The 18690-nt window shown below is 39.2% G+C and carries 19 protein-coding genes; all 19 read left to right on the top strand.

What is annotated here, in order from left to right:
- The first annotated feature begins 12 nt into the window (after positions 1–12).
- The 19 genes from fliO (at position 13) to tsf (ending at position 18580) form a co-directional block, all read left to right on the top strand.
- The gene (gene fliO, locus KO561_RS08925; RefSeq protein WP_231096752.1) at positions 13–699 is read left to right on the top strand and encodes a flagellar biosynthetic protein FliO; all 687 of its coding nucleotides are present in this window, start codon (positions 13–15) and stop codon (positions 697–699) included.
- Positions 692–1357: a flagellar type III secretion system pore protein FliP gene (fliP, locus tag KO561_RS08930; protein ID WP_231096753.1), complete on the top strand. Its 666-nt coding sequence runs from the start codon at positions 692–694 to the stop codon at positions 1355–1357. Before fliO ends, fliP begins: the two co-directional genes overlap by 8 nt.
- Positions 1358–1376: 19 nt before the next feature.
- The gene (fliQ, locus tag KO561_RS08935; protein ID WP_231096754.1) at positions 1377–1646 is read left to right on the top strand and encodes a flagellar biosynthesis protein FliQ; all 270 of its coding nucleotides are present in this window, start codon (positions 1377–1379) and stop codon (positions 1644–1646) included.
- A 3-nt stretch (positions 1647–1649) separates the two neighbouring features.
- Positions 1650–2429, top strand: coding sequence for a flagellar biosynthetic protein FliR (gene fliR, locus KO561_RS08940; protein WP_231096755.1), 780 nt, complete (start codon positions 1650–1652; stop codon positions 2427–2429).
- The gene (gene flhB / locus KO561_RS08945) at positions 2430–3518 is read left to right on the top strand and encodes a flagellar biosynthesis protein FlhB (RefSeq protein ID WP_231096756.1); all 1089 of its coding nucleotides are present in this window, start codon (positions 2430–2432) and stop codon (positions 3516–3518) included. It begins immediately after the preceding gene.
- A gap of 13 nt (positions 3519–3531) precedes the next feature.
- Positions 3532–5565, top strand: coding sequence for a flagellar biosynthesis protein FlhA (flhA, locus tag KO561_RS08950; protein ID WP_231096757.1), 2034 nt, complete (start codon positions 3532–3534; stop codon positions 5563–5565).
- A complete protein-coding gene (flhF, locus tag KO561_RS08955; RefSeq protein WP_231096758.1) occupies positions 5562–6701 on the top strand; it encodes a flagellar biosynthesis GTPase FlhF in 1140 nt (379 codons plus the stop codon). The genes flhA and flhF overlap by 4 nt, the downstream gene beginning before the upstream one ends.
- Position 6702: 1 nt before the next feature.
- On the top strand, positions 6703–7566 hold the full coding sequence (locus KO561_RS08960; protein ID WP_231096759.1) for a MinD/ParA family protein: 864 nt from the start codon (positions 6703–6705) through the stop codon (positions 7564–7566).
- Positions 7567–7572: 6 nt separating this feature from the next.
- The gene (locus KO561_RS08965; RefSeq protein ID WP_231096760.1) at positions 7573–8649 is read left to right on the top strand and encodes a protein-glutamate methylesterase/protein-glutamine glutaminase; all 1077 of its coding nucleotides are present in this window, start codon (positions 7573–7575) and stop codon (positions 8647–8649) included.
- A 1-nt stretch (position 8650) separates the two neighbouring features.
- Positions 8651–10684, top strand: coding sequence for a chemotaxis protein CheA (locus tag KO561_RS08970; RefSeq protein ID WP_231096761.1), 2034 nt, complete (start codon positions 8651–8653; stop codon positions 10682–10684).
- A 27-nt stretch (positions 10685–10711) separates the two neighbouring features.
- Positions 10712–11182 carry a chemotaxis protein CheW gene (locus tag KO561_RS08975; RefSeq protein ID WP_231096762.1) on the top strand — a complete coding sequence of 157 codons (471 nt, stop codon included), beginning with the start codon at positions 10712–10714 and terminating at the stop codon, positions 11180–11182.
- A 4-nt stretch (positions 11183–11186) separates the two neighbouring features.
- Entirely contained in the window at positions 11187–11819 is a 633-nt protein-coding gene (locus KO561_RS08980) for a chemotaxis protein CheC (RefSeq protein ID WP_231096763.1), read from the top strand.
- Positions 11816–12313: a chemotaxis protein CheD gene (locus tag KO561_RS08985; RefSeq protein WP_231096764.1), complete on the top strand. Its 498-nt coding sequence runs from the start codon at positions 11816–11818 to the stop codon at positions 12311–12313. The genes KO561_RS08980 and KO561_RS08985 overlap by 4 nt, the downstream gene beginning before the upstream one ends.
- Before the next feature lie 52 nt (positions 12314–12365).
- On the top strand, positions 12366–13136 hold the full coding sequence (locus tag KO561_RS08990) for a FliA/WhiG family RNA polymerase sigma factor (RefSeq protein WP_231096765.1): 771 nt from the start codon (positions 12366–12368) through the stop codon (positions 13134–13136).
- A gap of 553 nt (positions 13137–13689) precedes the next feature.
- Positions 13690–14913 (top strand): IS110 family RNA-guided transposase, encoded by a 1224-nt coding sequence (locus KO561_RS08995; RefSeq protein ID WP_231096766.1) that lies wholly within the window; start codon positions 13690–13692, stop codon positions 14911–14913.
- 778 nt (positions 14914–15691) lie between these two features.
- Positions 15692–15997: a hypothetical protein gene (locus KO561_RS09000; RefSeq protein ID WP_231096767.1), complete on the top strand. Its 306-nt coding sequence runs from the start codon at positions 15692–15694 to the stop codon at positions 15995–15997.
- An 11-nt stretch (positions 15998–16008) separates the two neighbouring features.
- The gene (locus KO561_RS09005; RefSeq protein WP_231096768.1) at positions 16009–16563 is read left to right on the top strand and encodes a hypothetical protein; all 555 of its coding nucleotides are present in this window, start codon (positions 16009–16011) and stop codon (positions 16561–16563) included.
- Between the two features lie 167 nt (positions 16564–16730).
- Complete coding sequence (rpsB, locus tag KO561_RS09010; RefSeq protein ID WP_231096769.1) at positions 16731–17474, top strand: 30S ribosomal protein S2; 744 nt, start codon at positions 16731–16733, stop codon at positions 17472–17474.
- Between the two features lie 221 nt (positions 17475–17695).
- Positions 17696–18580, top strand: a complete 885-nt coding sequence (gene tsf, locus KO561_RS09015) for a translation elongation factor Ts (RefSeq protein ID WP_231096770.1) — start codon at positions 17696–17698, stop codon at positions 18578–18580.
- Positions 18581–18690: the final 110 nt, after the last annotated feature.

Raw genomic sequence — 18690 nt, forward strand, 5'->3', positions numbered from 1 at the left:
AGCGGTGAGCGTATGTTGAAAAAAATCATCTTGTTCTTTCTCTTGTTCGTTTCAATAACGTCTTTTGTCCAAGTGGAAGCTGCACCAAGTGTAACGGAATGCTTGGAAAACCCAAAAAACTGTGAAACGGACCAAGAGAAGCCTGAAGAAGAAAATCAAGAGGACCAACAACAAGATCAAGATTCCGTAACAAAAATCGAAGAAGAATCCAGTCAGGAAGGACCGAGTCTTTTCCTAAATTTTATAAAGTTAATTTTAGCTTTAGGATTTATTCTGGCACTCATATATTTTCTTTTAAAGTTTGTTAACAAACGAAATAAGATGTTTCAACGAGTTCGTACACTGGAAAACTTAGGCGGTCTATCTCTTGGGGCGAATAAATCGATGCAAATCGTTCGTATCGGAGATAAGGTTTTTGTAGTGGGTGTAGGAGATAATATTGAATTGCTCACGGAAATAACAGACGAAGCAACTCTTCAAGAACTGAAAACGAAAGAAGAGTTGCCAGAGTTTAATCCGAGCAACTTGATTACTTCACTGTTAAACAAAACAAAAAACAAAACTGGAAATCCAGCTCAAGATTCACCAAAAAAACAAGAATTTCAACAAGCTTTTCAAAGTGAGCTTTCCAAAGTTAAATCGATTCGAAACCAGTTGATGGACCGACGAAAAAATAGGGGCGAAGACAATCATGAATGAATTTATTGATATTTTTTCTGGCTCCGATCCAACCGACGTGTCGACATCTGTTAAGCTTCTGCTATTATTGACGGTTTTTTCATTAGCACCCAGTATTTTAATATTGATGACTTCTTTTACACGTATTATTATCGTCTTATCATTTGTAAGAACGTCTTTGGCAACCCAACAAATGCCACCTAACCAAGTGTTAATAGGGATTGCTTTATTTCTAACCTTTTTCATCATGGCGCCGACATTTCATGAAATTAATGACAAAGCTTTAACTCCTTTATTTAATGAGGAAATCTCTTTGGATGAAGCCTATGATGAGGCAAGCATCCCGTTAAAGGAGTTCATGGCCAAACATACAAGGCAAAAGGATTTAGCTTTGTTTATGAATTATGCGCAGATGGAAAGGCCGGAAACCATTCAGGAAATTCCGATGACTACGCTTGTGCCGGCATTTGCTATTAGTGAGCTGAAAACAGCATTCCAAATGGGGTTTATGATTTTTATTCCATTTCTCGTTATTGATATGGCAGTGGCTAGTGTTCTTATGTCCATGGGGATGATGATGTTACCGCCAGTTATGATTTCATTACCGTTTAAGATTTTATTATTCATATTAGTAGATGGCTGGTATTTAATCACACATTCTTTATTGCAAGGATTCTAATTGGTGAAAGGGGATTGCCGTGAGCGGAGAATTTGTTATTTCTTTAGCGGAACAAGGTATTTATACAGTACTAGTCATTACAGCCCCTGTTCTTATTTTAGCTTTGGTCGTAGGACTTATCGTTAGTATTTTTCAAGCCACTACACAAATCCAGGAACAAACCCTAGCTTTTATTCCTAAGATTGTTGCTGTTCTAGTTGGGTTAGTTTTTTTTGGCCCATGGATGCTCACGAAAATGGTGGAGTTTACAGCAAATCTATTCGAAAATCTAAACAAGTTCGTAGGATAAAGAATGTTAGAGTTAATTGATTTTACAAAGTTTCCTGGATTTTTACTCGTCTTTATGCGTGTCACAGCATTTTTTGTAACAGTTCCTATATTCTCTTATCGGAACGTTCCTACATCTTTTAAAGTAGGTTTTAGTCTTTTTTTATCATGGATTATGTTTTATACCATTCCAATACCAGAGATAGCGTTCAATATGACGTTTATTCTACTCGTAGTAAAAGAAGCTCTCGTTGGGTTATTAATTGGTCTTGTCGCTTACATGATTATGGCTGCCATACAAATCGCAGGAGGATTAATTGACTTCCAAATGGGATTTGCCATAGCCAACGTCATGGATCCACAAACCGGTGCACAAAGTCCATTAACTGGGCAATATTTCTATACCATTGCCATGTTATTTTTGTTAGCAGTGAATGGGCATCACTTATTAATTGATGGGATATTTTACAGCTACCAAACCGTGCCGATTGATGCGATGATAGCATTTGGGGACCAAGGAATTGCAGAGTTTGCGATGCGGACATTAAGCAAGCTGTTCATCATTGCTTTTCAAATGGCGATGCCGATTGTAGGATGTTTATTCTTGGTTGACGTAGCACTCGGAATTGTAGCCCGTACGGTTCCACAACTTAATGTGTTTGTAGTCGGGTTGCCGTTAAAGATTTTTGTGAGTTTCTTTTTACTTGTTGTTTCGATGGGTATTTATTTTACGCTCGTTCGTAGTTTATTTGAATACGCGACGGAATCAATGCGAGGATTAATGCTACTCTTTGGAGGTGCTTAGATGGAGCTTCGGTTAGATTTACAGTTTTTTGCTGGAGAGAAGACAGAAAAAGCAACTCCAAAAAAGCGGCAGGATGCTAGAAAGAAAGGGCAAGTTGCCAAAAGTCAGGAAGTAAGTACAGCGATTCTTTTATTCTTTATTTTCCTAACGTTTGTCGTTACTGGTGGCTTTATGAAAGACATCATGTTGGCGTTCTTTCGGACCTCCTTTTCGGAATATGTGTTGTTAGATGTAACAGAAAAAACGGTTGAACATATTTTCTTAGAATCTACAATTGAAATCAGTAAGGCGCTTGCTCCTATTATGGGGATTGCCCTTATCGTGGGGGTAGCTTCAAACCTTGCTCAAGTCGGTTTTCTTTATACGACGGAACCACTTAAAGCAAAGCTAAACAAGCTTGATCCGATTCAAGGGGCAAAACGAATTTTTTCTGTTCGCGCTTTAGTGGAGCTTGTAAAGTCTATTCTAAAAATTGCAGTTGTAGGATGCGTAACCTTCGCCATCCTTTGGATGAACAAAGAAGAAATGATGCTTTTATCTCATAAGGACGTACAGTCCGCATTGGCCTTTTTCGGAAACATTACGATACAAATGGGGCTTGCAGCCTCGGTTGCTTTACTCATATTAGCTGTATTCGATTATGCTTATCAGAAATTTGACCATGAAAAAAATCTTCGGATGTCAAAAAATGACATTAAAGATGAATATAAAAATATTGAAGGAAATCCACTAATTAAGTCGAAAATAAAAGAAAAACAAAGACAAATGGCGATGCGGAGGATGATGAGTGAAATACCTCAAGCAGATGTGGTCATTACGAACCCGACTCACTATGCAATAGCCATTAAGTACGATGAAACGAAAGCAGATGCCCCTTATGTTGTTGCTAAAGGTGTCGATTTCGTAGCCTTTCGAATCCGAGAGGTTGCCAAAGCAAATGATGTCATGTTGGTAGAGAATCGACCTCTAGCAAGAGCATTATATGCACAGGTCGAAATCGGACAAGCGATTGGAGAAGACTTCTTCCAACAGGTTGCCGAAATTTTAGCCTATGTATATAGCATCGAACAAAAAGCAAACAAAAGTTAGGAGGAAATAAGGATTGAAGCTACGTGATATGTCTGTTCTATTAGCGGTTATTTTAATCGTTGCCATGCTCGTTGTACCATTACCTGGATGGATTCTTAGTTTCTTAATTTTAATCAACATATCGCTGGCATTACTCGTTATTCTCGTTTCTATGAATACGAGCAGTGCTTTGGAATTATCTATTTTTCCTTCCCTATTGCTTTTGCTTACTTTGTTTAGACTTGGATTGAATGTATCGACAACGAGATCCATTCTTTCGGAAGCAGATGCAGGTGGAGTAGTAGAGACGTTTGGAACATTTGTAATAGGTGATAATCCGTTAGTAGGTTTTGTTGTATTCTTAATCTTAATCATCATTCAGTTCTTAGTTATCACAAAGGGTTCGGAAAGGGTTTCAGAAGTTGCGGCACGATTTACCCTCGACGCAATGCCAGGAAAACAAATGAGTATTGATGCTGACTTGAACGCTGGTATGATTTCCGAGCATCAAGCAAAGGAACGAAGAGAAAAAATTGAACAAGAAGCCGACTTTTACGGGGCCATGGATGGTGCGAGTAAGTTCGTAAAAGGGGATGCAATTGCTGGTATTATTATCGTTCTTATTAATATTATTTTTGGGTTAATTATCGGAATGGTTCAAATGGATATGGGATTCCAAGAAGCCATTACGACGTATATGCAGCTTACGGTAGGGGATGGCTTGGTGAGTCAGATTCCAGCCTTACTGATTTCCACTGCTACAGGTATTGTCGTAACACGTGTAACGACCGAAGGAAACTTAGGCACAGACATTACGAAACAGCTTTTCCAGTTTCCGAAGCTGTTATATATTGCAGCGGGGACGATTTTCTTACTTGGTCTTACACCGATTAACTTCTTCCTAACAGCTTCCATAGCAGCCGTGTTAGCGTTCGGAGGCTATTGGTTATCGAGAGTTCCAGAAGCACCGGATTTGCCGACAGAATTAGAGGAAGAGGAAGAAGCAAGTGAACAGATGAAATCTTCCGAGAATGTGGTTGGATTGTTAAGTATGGATCCCATTGAATTTGAGTTCGGCTATGCCTTAATTCCGCTAGCTGACACCAATCAAGGGGGAGACTTACTAGATCGAATTGTCATGATTCGTCGCCAATTAGCTATAGAACTAGGAATTGTTATTCCAGTCGTAAGAATAAGAGATAACATCCAATTGAATCCGAATGAGTATCGCTTGAAAATTAAAGGGAACGAAGTGGCACAAGGGGAATTATTGCTAGATCATTTCTTAGCAATGAGCCCTGGCTCGGAAGATGATCTTCTGGATGGAATCGACACGGTAGAACCAGCATTTGGTTTACCTGCAAAATGGATAACCGAAGAATTAAAAGATGAAGCGGAGTTATCTGGATACACCGTTGTAGATCCACCTTCCGTCGTTTCTACTCATATTACAGAAGTAATTAAACGATATTCGCACATGCTATTAGGAAGACAAGAAACGAAACAACTAATTGATCACTTGAAAGAGACGTATCCAATCCTGGTCGAAGAGGTTACTCCAGACCCATTATCGATCGGAGATGTTCAAAAGGTACTAGCTAAGTTACTAAGAGAGAATATCTCAATTCGAAATTTACCAGTGATTTTCGAAACGTTAGCCGATTTTGGAAAAATGACCAATGATGCCGATTTGTTAGCCGAGTATGCGAGACAGGCATTATCTGCGCAAATTACGAAACAATATGTATCAAACGATTCTTCTTTAAAAGTTGTTACAATCTCAGCAGGTGTCGAAAAATTATTTGCCGATCACATTCAGCAAACTGAGCATGGAAGTTATTTATCCTTAGACCCAGATACTCAACAGATGATTATGAAATCCGTTTCCGAAAGTGTGGAACAACTATCGTTACAACAAGAAACACCGATTGTGTTATGTTCTCCAGCTATTCGAATGTATGTGAAGCAATTATTAGATCGCTTTTTACCGCACGTCGTTGTCTTGTCTTATAACGAGTTAGAGCCTAACTTAGAAGTTCAAAGTGTAGGAGTGGTGAATGTCGCATGAAGGTAAAAAAATTTATTGCACCAACCATGCCTGAAGTTATGAATCAAATAAGAAAAGACTTAGGGGCCGACGCGGTTATTTTAAATTCAAAGGTCGTACTAAAGGGTGGTTTTTTAGGACTTTTTAAGAAACGGAATGTGGAAGTAATAGCGGCTTTGGATCCTGCACCAAAGAAATCGAAAGAAGAACTGAAGCTTGCCCCGACTTCTATTGTTCAGGAAGTAAAAAGAAAGGAACCACCGGTTGCTGAACCTGCTCCAAGACCTGTTTCAAAACCAAATCAACAGGATGATTTAGTCTTGAAAGAAATTAAAGAACTAAAAGCTTGGGTGGCGAAACACGGAACCCAACCATCTGTTTATCCTGAAGCCATTCAATCGTATTATGAATATCTGCTTGAGCAAGAAGTGCAGAAAGAAATGGCAAAAGAATTGATGGACACCGTGATGACGGACTATGTGGAATCCCGACCAGATGCTTTGAAGCAGCTTGTTTCCGAAGCCGTCCATGATAAGTTATCCAAGTTGCCATTTGGGAAGCAGCAAGGGAACCAAAAGTTTATTCACTTTGTCGGACCAACTGGTGTTGGTAAAACGACTACTATCGCAAAGATTGCTGCGGACCAAGTGTTAAATCAAAAGAAGAAGGTTGCATTCATTACGATGGACACTTATCGTATTGCAGCCATTGATCAACTAAGAACCTACTCCAAGATTTTAGAAGTTCCGTTAGAAATTGCTTATTCGTTGGCAGACTATCAAGAAGCCAGAAAAAAGTTTTCCGATTATGATCTTGTATTGGTAGACACAGCAGGGCGGAACTTTAGAGATCCTGCTTATATAAGCCAACTAGAAGAAATTCTCGACGTAGAAAGAGATTTTGATACCTATTTAGTATTATCCCTGACGACGAGAACGAAGGATTTACATGAACTAGTAAGTCAATTCATGAATATACCAATCAAACAACTCATCTTTACAAAAAAGGATGAAACCTCCGTATATGGAGCCATTCTAAATCTTTGTACGACGTATGGATTAGGAGTAGCGTATCTTACGAATGGGCAGGACGTGCCTGATGACATAGAGGAATTATCCGTCTCAAAAATTTGTGAAATGATAGTTGGTGACTTATAAGATGAGCGATCAAGCTGCAGAGTTACGAAAGCGTATCGATGAGTTGCGTTCCATAAAGCAAGCGAAAACCATTGCCATTATCAGTGGTAAGGGTGGAGTCGGTAAGTCAAATTTTGCTTTGAATTTCTCTTTAGCTTTATCTCAGAAAGGAAAAAGTGTCCTTATTTTTGATTTAGATATAGGAATGGGTAACATCGACATCTTGTTAGGGGTTTCTGCAAAGTATTCCATTGTTCATTTATTTGATGAACACTTGTCCATTGAGGACATTATAGAGCAAGGCCCTCATAACCTATCCTATATTGCAGCGGGTTCAGGATTGGTCGATATCTTTTCGATGGATGAAGAAAAGTTTCAGTATTTTCTAGGAGAGTTCAAGAAACTGATTAATAGCTATGACTACATCCTTTTTGATATGGGTGCTGGGGTCACAGAAGGAAGTATGTACTTTATGCTTGCTGCTGATGAATGCTTTGTTGTCACAACACCAGAACCGACCTCTTTAACCGATGCCTATGCTATTATTAAACATATAACTCAAAAAAATAAGGATATGAACATCCGGTTACTGGTTAATCGAGCACTTAACCATAAAAATGGATTGAATACGATGAATCGTTTGCAGCATGTCATTAAACGATTTCTAAATGTTCAAGTCAATCCTTTAGGGATTCTCCCAGATGACCGAACAGTAAGTGAAGCTGTTGTTAGTCAAGTCCCTTTCCTCTTGTTTGACCAGAAGTCATCGGTGGCGAGGGCTATTACACAGATAGCAGATCAATACACGGGACAAGACATCAACATAGAGAAAAAGGTTCCATCCTTCTTCCTATCAAAATTAAGAAAGTTCATCAAAGAGAGGTAGACGTCAATGAAGACCATTGAAGTATTGGTGGTAGATGATTCTGCTTTTATGAGGAAGATGATTTCCAATATATTAAATGCAGATTCGCGAATGAGAGTTGTTGGGATAGCACCAAATGGGGAGGAAGCACTGGCGAAGGTTCAGAGCTTAAAACCAGATGTCATTACACTTGATGTGGAAATGCCTGTCATGGACGGGATTTCCACACTAAAAAGGCTGATGAGTGAGCACCCGATACCTGTCGTGATGTTATCTAGCTTAACATCCAAAGGTGCCGAAAAAACACTACAAGCCATTTCCTTAGGTGCCGTTGATTTTATAGAAAAGCCATCTGGATCCATTTCATTAGATATTCAAAAAATTGAAAAAGAGATACAGTCGAAGGTGTTTGCTGCAGCAAATGCTAATGTAAAACCTAGTGCGCCTAGAGAAACGCTGAGGAAAAGACCTGAAATCACCATTCGTCCACAGTCTGTTGGTACACTTGACAAAGTGATTGTAGGAATTGGAACATCTACAGGGGGGCCGAGGGCTTTACAACAAGTGCTTACCCAAATACCAAAGAACTTTCCAGCACCAATAGTAGTTGTGCAACATATGCCTCCTGGCTTCACAAAGTCATTGGCAGAACGATTAAACACGTTATCTGATATTCAAGTGAAAGAAGCTCAGAATGGGGAACGCCTAGAAAATGGAGTAGCCTACATAGCTCCTGGTGGCTACCATCTGCGTGTTAGAAAAATTGGTTCTACATTAGCAGCTCATTTAGATCAAGACGAACCTAGAAGTGGACATCGACCATCGGTTGATACCTTATTTGAATCTTTAGCAGAACAGAATGTATGTAAAGTAATTTCCGTTATTATGACGGGAATGGGGGCAGATGGATCAAAAGGTCTCAAACTCATTAAGCAAAAACATCCATCATCCATATCCATTGCAGAATCAGAAAGAACCTCTGTCGTGTATGGAATGCCACAAGCGGCTTTTAAAACCAATTTAGTAGATCATGTAGAAGATGTGGATGCCATCAGTCATTCCCTTGTACAACAAATAGAGAAAGTAATGAGGAGGAGCCAGTGACATGAATGAATACCTCGAAGTTTTTATAGAAGAAAGTAAGGAACATATTCAAGCATTAAATGATAATCTCTTAGTATTAGAGAAAAACCCGACAGATATTAGCATGGTTAATGAGATTTTTCGTTCCGCTCATACTCTAAAAGGAATGTCTGCAACAATGGGTTACCAAGACCTTGCTAACCTAACTCACAAATTAGAAAATGTTTTGGACGCTGTTCGAAATAACCAATTACAAGTCCATTCCGAAATGCTGGACGTTGTTTTTGAGGCTGTGGATCACTTAGAAGAGATGGTCGTGGATATAGCATCTGGTGGTGAAGGGAAACGCGACGTAGAGAGTGTTGTTGCCAAGCTTCAAGCAATTGAAGCAGGAGAACAAGTAGTTGAGGCTTCCTCTACACAAGCTGTAACTACCACTCCTTCTGTTCAAACGGACTCTGGACTTTCTTCTTCCTTAGATGAATTCGAGATAGCAGTGCTGAAAGAATCGGAAGAAAAAGGATTCCAAAGCGTAGAAATTAAAGTAAGTTTGCGTGAAGATTGTATGCTGAAGGCTGCAAGAGTGTATATGGTGTTTGAAATTTTGGAACAAGAAGGCGAAGTCATAAAATCGAATCCTCTTGTTCAGGATTTAGAAGAAGAAAACTTCGAACAAAACTTTTCTGTCCTTTTAGTTACGAAGACAGAAGCAGAAGTTCTTCGACAAAAAGTATTAAAAGTGTCAGAAGTTGAAGAAGTAGTAGTTGAGCCATTCTCTATGGAACAAGTAAGTTCGAATCAACAAGTACAGAAAGAAGCCCTTGCTTCTGATGAAACTAACAAGGCTTCAAAAGACGCTCCTGCTAAAAATGCTTCTAATAGCAAAGAAGCGGGTAACGTTAAATTAGGAAATAAGACGATTCGTGTTAACATAGACCGATTAGATGCGTTAATGAACCTATTTGAAGAGCTCGTTATTGATCGAGGACGCCTGGAGCAAATCTCTGTAAACTTGAAACATGGAGAGCTTCAAGAGACAGTGGAAAGAATGTCTCGAATTTCCGGTGACCTGCAAAACATCATTTTAAATATGCGAATGGTACCGATCGATCAAGTATTTAATCGTTTCCCAAGAATGGTTCGTCAGCTTGCTAAAGATTTGGGAAAACAAATCAACCTAGAAATCGTTGGTGCTGAAACGGAATTAGATCGTACCGTTATCGATGAAATCGGAGATCCACTCGTTCACTTGATTCGTAACTCGTTAGACCATGGGGTGGAAAAACCTGATGCCAGAGTTGCAAAAGGTAAACCTGCTGAAGGAAATGTCACTTTACTTGCTTATCACAGTGGAAACCATGTTTTTATCGAGATTTCAGATGATGGTGCTGGTATTAATAAAGAAAAAGTAATTAATAAAGCGATCTCCAATGGCGTAATTAAAGAAGATCAAGCTTCTTCTTTAACAGACCAACAAGTGTACCAGCTCATTATGGAAAGTGGTTTTTCTACGGCAGAAACCATTTCGGATGTATCTGGTCGTGGAGTTGGACTCGATGTAGTAAAGAATACGATTGAATCATTGGGGGGTACAATCTCGATCGAATCTGAAATCGACAAGGGCTCTGTATTCTCCATTCAATTACCTTTAACATTATCAATTATTTCTGTTCTTTTAGTCGAAGTACAAAAGGAAAAATATGCATTGCCTTTATCATCTATTATCGAAACAGTAGTTGTTCATAAAGATGAAATTATGCAAGCACATAAGAAAAGTGTCATAGATTTTAGAGGAAAAGTAGTTCCATTGATTCCATTAAAGGATGTTTTTCAAGTTCCTACCCAGCTTGAACAAGATGACTATTATTCCATTGTTATCGTTCGAAAAGGGGAAAAAATGGCTGGCTTGATTGTAGATAGCTTTATTGGTCAGCAAGAAGTGGTGTTAAAGTCACTTGGCGAGTATTTATCCGATGTATTTGCTATCTCTGGAGCAACCATTCTTGGAGATGGACAAGTTGCTTTGATTATCGATAGTAATGCATTAGTGAAATAATGTTTAAAAGGACGAGGAGGAAGAATAATGAGCGAACAAAATCAACAAGAATTTAAAGCCATCGTTTTTCAATTACAGAATGAAGAATATGCTATACCGGTACAACAAGTAGGATCTATTGAGAGAATAGAACACATAACAAGAGTTCCTCAAACCGAAGAATTTGTAAAAGGTGTTATTAACCTTCGTGGAGTCATTACTCCTATTATTGATTTGCGCAAACGGTTCGGAATGGATGAAGCAGAATTTACGGATAGCACTAGAATAATCATTGTGTACATGAATGATTTAGAAGTTGGGCTTATCGTAGATGCTGCATATGACGTCATTGATATTCCGACCGAACAGATTGAGCCAACACCAGAAGTCATTGGTACTGTTAATGTGGATTATATTGAAGGGGTAGCGAAAATTGACTCCCGTCTTTTAATCTTGCTCAATATGGAAAGAGTATTAGCTAGTGATGAGATTGACCAATTAAAATCGATAGAAGGATAAAAAGATGTCTTTTCTTGAAAATTTGTCCCATTATCAACTCGATATTTTAAAAGAAGTAGGAAACATCGGTTCTGGAAATGCAGCAACCTCTTTGTCTAAACTATTAAATCGGAAAGTAGACATGACGACACCATCCGTTAAAGTTGTAGGTTTTGATGAAGTGATGAATTTAGTTGGGGGACCAGAAAAGCTGATTGTTTCTGTCTTCCTTCGCATTCAAGGGGAAGCCCCAGGTAGCATGTATTTCGTGCTCGATCCCAATGAAGCAGAACAATTTGCTCGTCAAGTAACCGGACTGAAAGAGTTTTCCTTCGAACAATACCCAATTGATGAAGTTGGGTTGTCTGCCTTACATGAAGTAGGAAATATACTTGCTGGCTCTTATTTATCTGCGTTATCGGACTTTACGAACATTAATATGCAACCTTCTGTACCTTCCTTAAACATGGATATGGCTGGTGCTATTCTGTCAGAAGGTTTAATGGAGCTCTCTGTTGAGAGTGATTACGCTATTATTATTGATACGACCATTTCCGAAGAGGGGGAGAAAAGCAGTTTAAATGGTCACTTTTTTCTATTGCCGGATCCTGACTCCTTCCGGAAAATTTTTCGATCACTAGGTGTGGAAGATCAATGAATATTATAGGAAATGTCGTGAAGGTTGGTATTGCGGATTTAAAGATTACGAGAGCGCCAGAGATATTGAGAACTTCTGGATTAGGTTCCTGTGTTGGGGTAGTTGTATATGACCTTTCGCAACGTCTGGCGGGGATGTCACATGTTATGCTTCCAGACTCTCAACTATCGAAACGAGAAGATTTAAACGTACTAAAGTATGCCGATACAGCTATCGATTTGCTTGTTGAGAGCTTGATCAAGGATGGTGCTAGAACTTATGCGCTTAAAGCCAAAATAGCTGGCGGTGCACAGATGTTTTCATTCTCTACTTCTAATGACTTATTACGTGTAGGTTCTAGGAATATTGAAGCAGTAAAACAACGCTTAAGTCTTCATCGTATTCCGATTCAAGCGGAGGACGTGGGAGGAAATAGCGGGAGAACCATCGAATTTTTTCCTGATACCGGAATACTTAAAGTCAGAACGGTTAATATGGGAGAAACGGAACTATAATACGAAAAGCGAGTTAGATAAATGTTCGTAATTAGGTGAGGAGGATTTTTTCATGTCCAATTCCACAGCTCCTCAAGATGAGCAATTATGGGATAGCTGGATAAAAGACCAGGATAGTGATGCTGCGAATCAACTGATACAGAAGTATAGTTATATTGTGAGTTATCACGTGCAACGAATCGGGGTCCATTTGCCTAGCAGTGTGAGCAGGGATGATATTAAAAGTTTGGGGTTAGTGGGTTTATATGACGCGCTGACGAAATTTGATCCGAAACGGGATCTCAAATTTGATACGTATGCTTCCTTTCGTGTTCGCGGTGCCATAATTGATGGTCTTAGAAAAGAAGATTGGTTGCCAAGATCCGTACGGGAAAAAACAAAACAGTTAGATCGAGTATCCAATCAGTTGGAGCAACAATTACAACGGAAGCCAAGTGCGGAGGAAATTGCAAAAGAACTTGGTATTCCAGAAAAGGAAGTTGAAGAAATTATAAAGGACTCCTTATTTGCGAATGTGCTGTCGATGGATGATAAACCAAAAGATAATGGGAAAGAACAAAGGGAAGGTATCGGTTATTCCGTGCCAGATGAGTCCACGGCTACTCCAGAACAAAATATCGTTCGGAAGGAAAGTTATGTAGAACTGGAGCAAGGCATTAAGAAATTGAATGAAAATGAACAAATGGTAATCAGTTTGTTTTATAAAGAAGAGTTAACTTTTACGGAAATTGGACAAGTTCTAGGGTTAACAACATCAAGAATTTCCCAGATCCACCGAAAGTCAATTGTAAAGTTACAACAGGTGCTTGCCAATATATCTTGATATTATGTGTTACAGGGAGCTTTGAAGTGCATACGGAAAGCTCCTTTTTCACATATAGTAAGTATTATAAAAGATCATTTGCTTTTACAGGGATTAAATGTAACTCGTAGTTTATATAGACTGCGTCATAACTAAGTAATAAAACTTACTACAAAACCATCGGTTTAGTGACTGCTCGGTGTGTGTAAGATGCTGATTTCCGTTGCGGGTAATCGCTTTCCTCGGGCACGGCCTCAGCCTCCTCAAAAAGCAAAGTTCGCTTTTCTGCGGGGTCTTCAACTCGTGCTGTTCCCGCAGTCATCCATGTATCGCGAAAACAGCTATACACCACAGAGAATGAAAATAGTTATTGTGTGGCTATACTGATGCTACGGCTGGATGAGGAAGGTCGAGACTCCTTGGTGCGTGAGAGCCCTACCCGCAGTCTGACTCCTTCGACCACGGTGCATCACAGACTGTTGCTCCCTTTAAGGGAAGCACTCATGGTAGATTAACCCTATTCTGGTTGTTGCGCCAGCCTCCATTATTATTTGCCGTAGAAAGGATGTTTTCAATGGATGTAATCATTGAGAATGCTTGTGGTATGGATGTCCACAAGGATACCATTACCGCTTGTGCCATTACAACAGAAGGAAAGGAGATTGAAACTTTTTCAACTAAAACCATATATCTAATTGAGTTGGTGGACTGGGTGAAGAAACATAAGTGTACCCATGTGGCAATGGAAAGTACAAGTGTCTACTGGAAACCTATTGTCAATCTACTAGAAGCAGAAGATATTGAATATCTAGTTGTGAATGCTCAACACATTAAGGCTGTCCCCGGGCGTAAAACGGATGTGAAAGATGCCGAATGGATAGCCAAATTACTTCGTCACGGTTTACTTAAAGCTAGTTTTATTCCTGATCGAAACCAGCGAGAATTACGTGAACTTGTTCGTTATCGTCGAAGTATTATTGAAGAGCGTGCCAGACAATATAATCGGATTCAAAAAGTGTTAGAAGGAGCTAATATCAAACTTGGTTCTGTTGTTTCTGACATTATGGGAGTTTCTGCTCGTGATATGCTTCGATCCATATCCGAAGGAAATGATGATCTCGAAGAGTTAACAACCTTTGCGAGAGGAGTAATGAAGAAGAAAAAGGATGAATTGAAACTCGCACTTCAAGGGTATGTTCAAGAACACCAACGGTTCATGATAAAAACGATTCTAGATCATATCGATTTCCTGACGGATCAAATCGATAAACTAGATAAAGAGATAGCGAAAAGGATGGAAGACTCTCAAGAAGATATAGACCGTTTAGATTCCATTCCTGGTATTGGGAGAAAAATGGCGGAACAAATGCTTGCAGAGCTTGGTACAAATATAAAGGAGCAATTTCCTACTGCACCTCAAATGTGTTCATGGGCTGGATTAGTTCCTGGAAATAACCAAAGTGCTGGAAAACGTAAATCATCTAAAACGTTGAATGGAAACAAGTATCTTAAATCAGCACTGATTGAAGCAGCTCATTCTGTTCGAGGATCCAAAAACTACCTTGGTGCACTTTACCGGCGAACAGCTTCACGTAAAGGTAAAAAGCGTGCAGGAATCGTTGTAGCTCATGCGATATTACGAATCTCCTATTATCTCTTAACACGAAAAGAAATGTATGTAGATTTAGGAGAAGATTACTTCGACAAACAAAGACAACAATCCGTTGTTAGGCATTCACTACGAAGATTAGAGAGTTTAGGTTACACAGTGACAATTGTGGAACCAAAAGTATCTTAAAATTATTCTCAAACTTCATTAGATCTTAGAATATGGCGCTCTCCTCAAAAAAATGAATGAGCTGCGTCTACCTTAGTATTGCCATTTTTCTATATATTAGAACTTTATTTTCATGGTAGGAGTCGATTACCCTCCACTCCAATCAACATACTATATGCGGTAGACAATTATTTAATGGTCCTGCAAGAAGGTTATAGCCAGACGGGACAACTGTCCACTGTAACTTTTCACCTTGTTATAACATGTATAGGGCATCTGTTCCTTTATTCAAGCTAAAGGAACACCTGTCGTTGCGTTTCCTTAACTATAAAGGACTGAATGCCAGCGCCCTATCGTACTGTCACTTTTATAAAAATGGCAACTGAATGATCACAATCAACTTGTTTTATTCTAGCAATGCTCTATGTTAATATCAGAAAACCATACCTGAGCGTAGGCAGAATGCGGAGACTCCTGCGGGAACAGCGCGAGGTGAAAGCCCCGCAGGAAGTGGGTTTCTTCCGAGGAGATTGAGGCCGTGCCCGCGGAAAGCGGAGTATTCTGCCGGAGCGCCGGCATATAGCTTCACCCTTTATGTCGCATTTTCTATCAATAGCGACAAACTATGCTTTAACACCCTATATAAAATCGTAGATGTGCTCTTCGTAGGAATTATTGAGCAGGATTTTTGTTAGGATATGGCGTATAATATAACTATCGATGAAGAATTAGATGACAGTTATTTGATACATAAGATTACTAATTTTCAATCGTATTAATTTTCATTGGGGTGAAAGCCATGAGCTGGAAATCGGTTGAATTACAAGTAGCTTTACCAAGAACGCAAGATGTGGGGAAAATGCAGGAGCAGATGCAACAACGGGGACAAGTCCTTCAAGAATCTCTTGCACAAAGCCAGTCTGTTGCGGAAGAACTTAAGAGAAAAAAAGTGAATGAATTTGAGCAAAAAGATAAAGTTCACCTTAAAAATCAATCTCAGACCTTTGCTAAACAGGAAGAAGGGGAGCTAAAGGCAGCAACAGAGGAGCAATCCATAAATATCGACCACCCTTACTTAGGTAGAAGCATTGATTTTAATGGGTAGAAAGGATAATTATGTTAACATTTTTAGTCGCAATGAGCTTATTACTCCATGTGCTTTCTTTCTTAGCAATCCGAATGCTACTAGGAAAAGTTAATAAGCTTTCCCAATATGAATCTAACGACAAACAAAGAATGACAGAAATGGAAGATTTGTTTGCAACCTATTTAGAAGAAATAAAATTAGAAAATGAAAAGCTAGAGCAGGCCATCATACAAACAGAGAATACGAGACAACCAGTTGTTCATGGGAAAGAAACATCTTCCACCATTGCTACGAAAACAGAATCTGTCACACCTCCTAAAGAGGTGAAGAAGACGACCGAAGAAAAAAATTCTATTGTAGAAAAAGAAGAGGAAGCGAAGAAGTCTAATCTGGTGGAATTACCAAGTGATGAATCGGACGCTTATTCTCCCCCTACAGAACTTCCAATGGAAGATATCGTCGAACAGTCGCTTCAATCCAAAGTATATCAACTACACGATCAAGGCTATACTGTTGAGGAAATAGCGAAACGGTTAGATTGTGGGAAAACAGAAGTAGATCTCATGTTGAAATTTAAATCGTAAAAACTCGTTATTTTGCTTGATTGCTCGAATTCGATGTGATATATTTATTTTTGGTGTTAAATACACACGTTCTTGGTAGTGGTGAAGGGGTGCTAATCAAAAATTAGTCCTTGACTGTGATGAAAAGAACGGAGGAACAAAAAAACCATTTTAGGAGGAAATAATTCATGGCAGTTATTTCAATGAAGCAATTACTTGAAGCTGGTGTACATTTCGGTCACCAAACTCGTCGTTGGAATCCAAAGATGAAAAAATATATCTTTACGGAGCGTAACGGCATCTACATCATTGACCTTCAAAAAACAGTAAAAAAGGTTGATGAAGCATACCAATATATTAAAGATATTGCTGCTGATGGCGGTACTGTTCTTTTTGTTGGTACGAAAAAACAAGCACAAGAGTCTGTAAAAGAAGAAGCAATTCGTTCTGGTATGTACTTTGTTAACCAACGTTGGTTAGGTGGTACTCTTACAAACTTCCAAACAATTCGTAAACGTATTAACCGTTTAATCGAAATTGAGCGCATGGAAGAAGACGGAACATTTGATGTTCTTCCTAAGAAAGAAGTTGTAGGGCTTCTTAAAGAGAAAGAACGTCTTGTGAAATTCCTTGGTGGAATCAAAGAAATGAAAAAGCTACCAGATGCTTTATTCATTATTGACCCTCGTAAAGAACGTATTGCGGTTGCAGAAGCACATAAATTAAACATTCCTATCGTTGGAATCGTGGATACAAACTGTGATCCAGATGAAATTGATTATGTAATTCCGGCAAACGATGATGCAATACGTGCTGTAAAACTTCTTACAGGTAAAATGGCAGATGCTATTCTAGAAGCTAAGCAAGGCGAAGTGACGGAAGAAGCAACTACTGAAGAAGTTGTAGAAGAAACTAAAGCAGCACAAGAGTAAGAAAGGTTTGGGGTGATAGAAGGGGAACCTTTTATCACCTTTTTTTAGGAACAACATCGGAAGTGAAGTGGGCTTGCCCAGATACTCGCTACTAGGCAAGGCTACATAAATGACGGGACTTGTCACTGTAGGAAAACCGGTTATGACGAGAGAATCTAGCCGACACAGACGAACTGGAGCTGAACGTAAGAGGAAACTAATTTCCATAAGGAGGATTCACAATGGCTATAACTGCACAAATGGTAAAAGAACTTCGTGAAAAAACAGGTGCTGGAATGATGGATTGTAAGAAAGCACTTCAACAAACGGAGGGGGATATCGATAAAGCGATTGATTTTCTTCGTGAAAAAGGGATTGCGAAAGCAGCGAAAAAATCAGATCGTATTGCAGCTGAAGGATCTGCTCATATCGAAGTAGATGGAAACCATGCGGTACTTATCGAAGTAAACTGTGAAACAGACTTCGTAACCAAAAATGATCAATTCAAAACATTACTTAAAGAGCTAGGAACTCACCTTCTTAGTCAAAAACCTGCTTCTGTTGAGGAAGCACTTCAACAGCCTCTAAATGGAGATGGTGAAGTAGTTGAAACATACATTAACTCTGCGATTGCGAAAATCGGAGAAAAAATTTCTTTACGTCGTTTCACGATTCTAGAAAAAGGCGATAACGATGCATTTGGTGCTTACCTTCACATGGGTGGGAACATTGGAGTGCTAGCTCTTCTAGAAGGTACAACAGACGAAGCGGTAGCAAAAGATGTAGCCATGCATATCGCTGCGGTCAACCCACGTTACGTATCTCGTGATGCGGTTTCAGAAGAAGAAGTAAATGCTGAAAGAGAAGTATTAAAAACACAAGCACTTAACGAAGGTAAACCAGCGAATATCGTTGAAAAAATGGTAGAAGGTCGTCTTGGCAAGTTCTTCGAAGAAATTGTCTTACTTGAGCAAAGCTTTGTTAAAGACCCTGACCAAAAAGTGAAAAAATTTGTTGCAGATAAAGGTGCTTCTGTAAAAGGTTTCGTTCGCTATCAAGTAGGCGAAGGTATGGAGAAACGTGAAGATAACTTTGCTGAAGAAGTAATGAACCAGGTGAAAAGATAAGTTCTAGAAAAACAAGTAGGGGACACAACGTGTTCCCTATTTTTCGAGTGCTCAGATTAAAGAAAGACTCGCACATACTTCGTTAAATACATATAAATAAATGGAGGTTC

This window comes from Radiobacillus kanasensis (assembly GCF_021049245.1).
GTDB lineage: Bacteria > Bacillota > Bacilli > Bacillales > Amphibacillaceae > Radiobacillus > Radiobacillus kanasensis.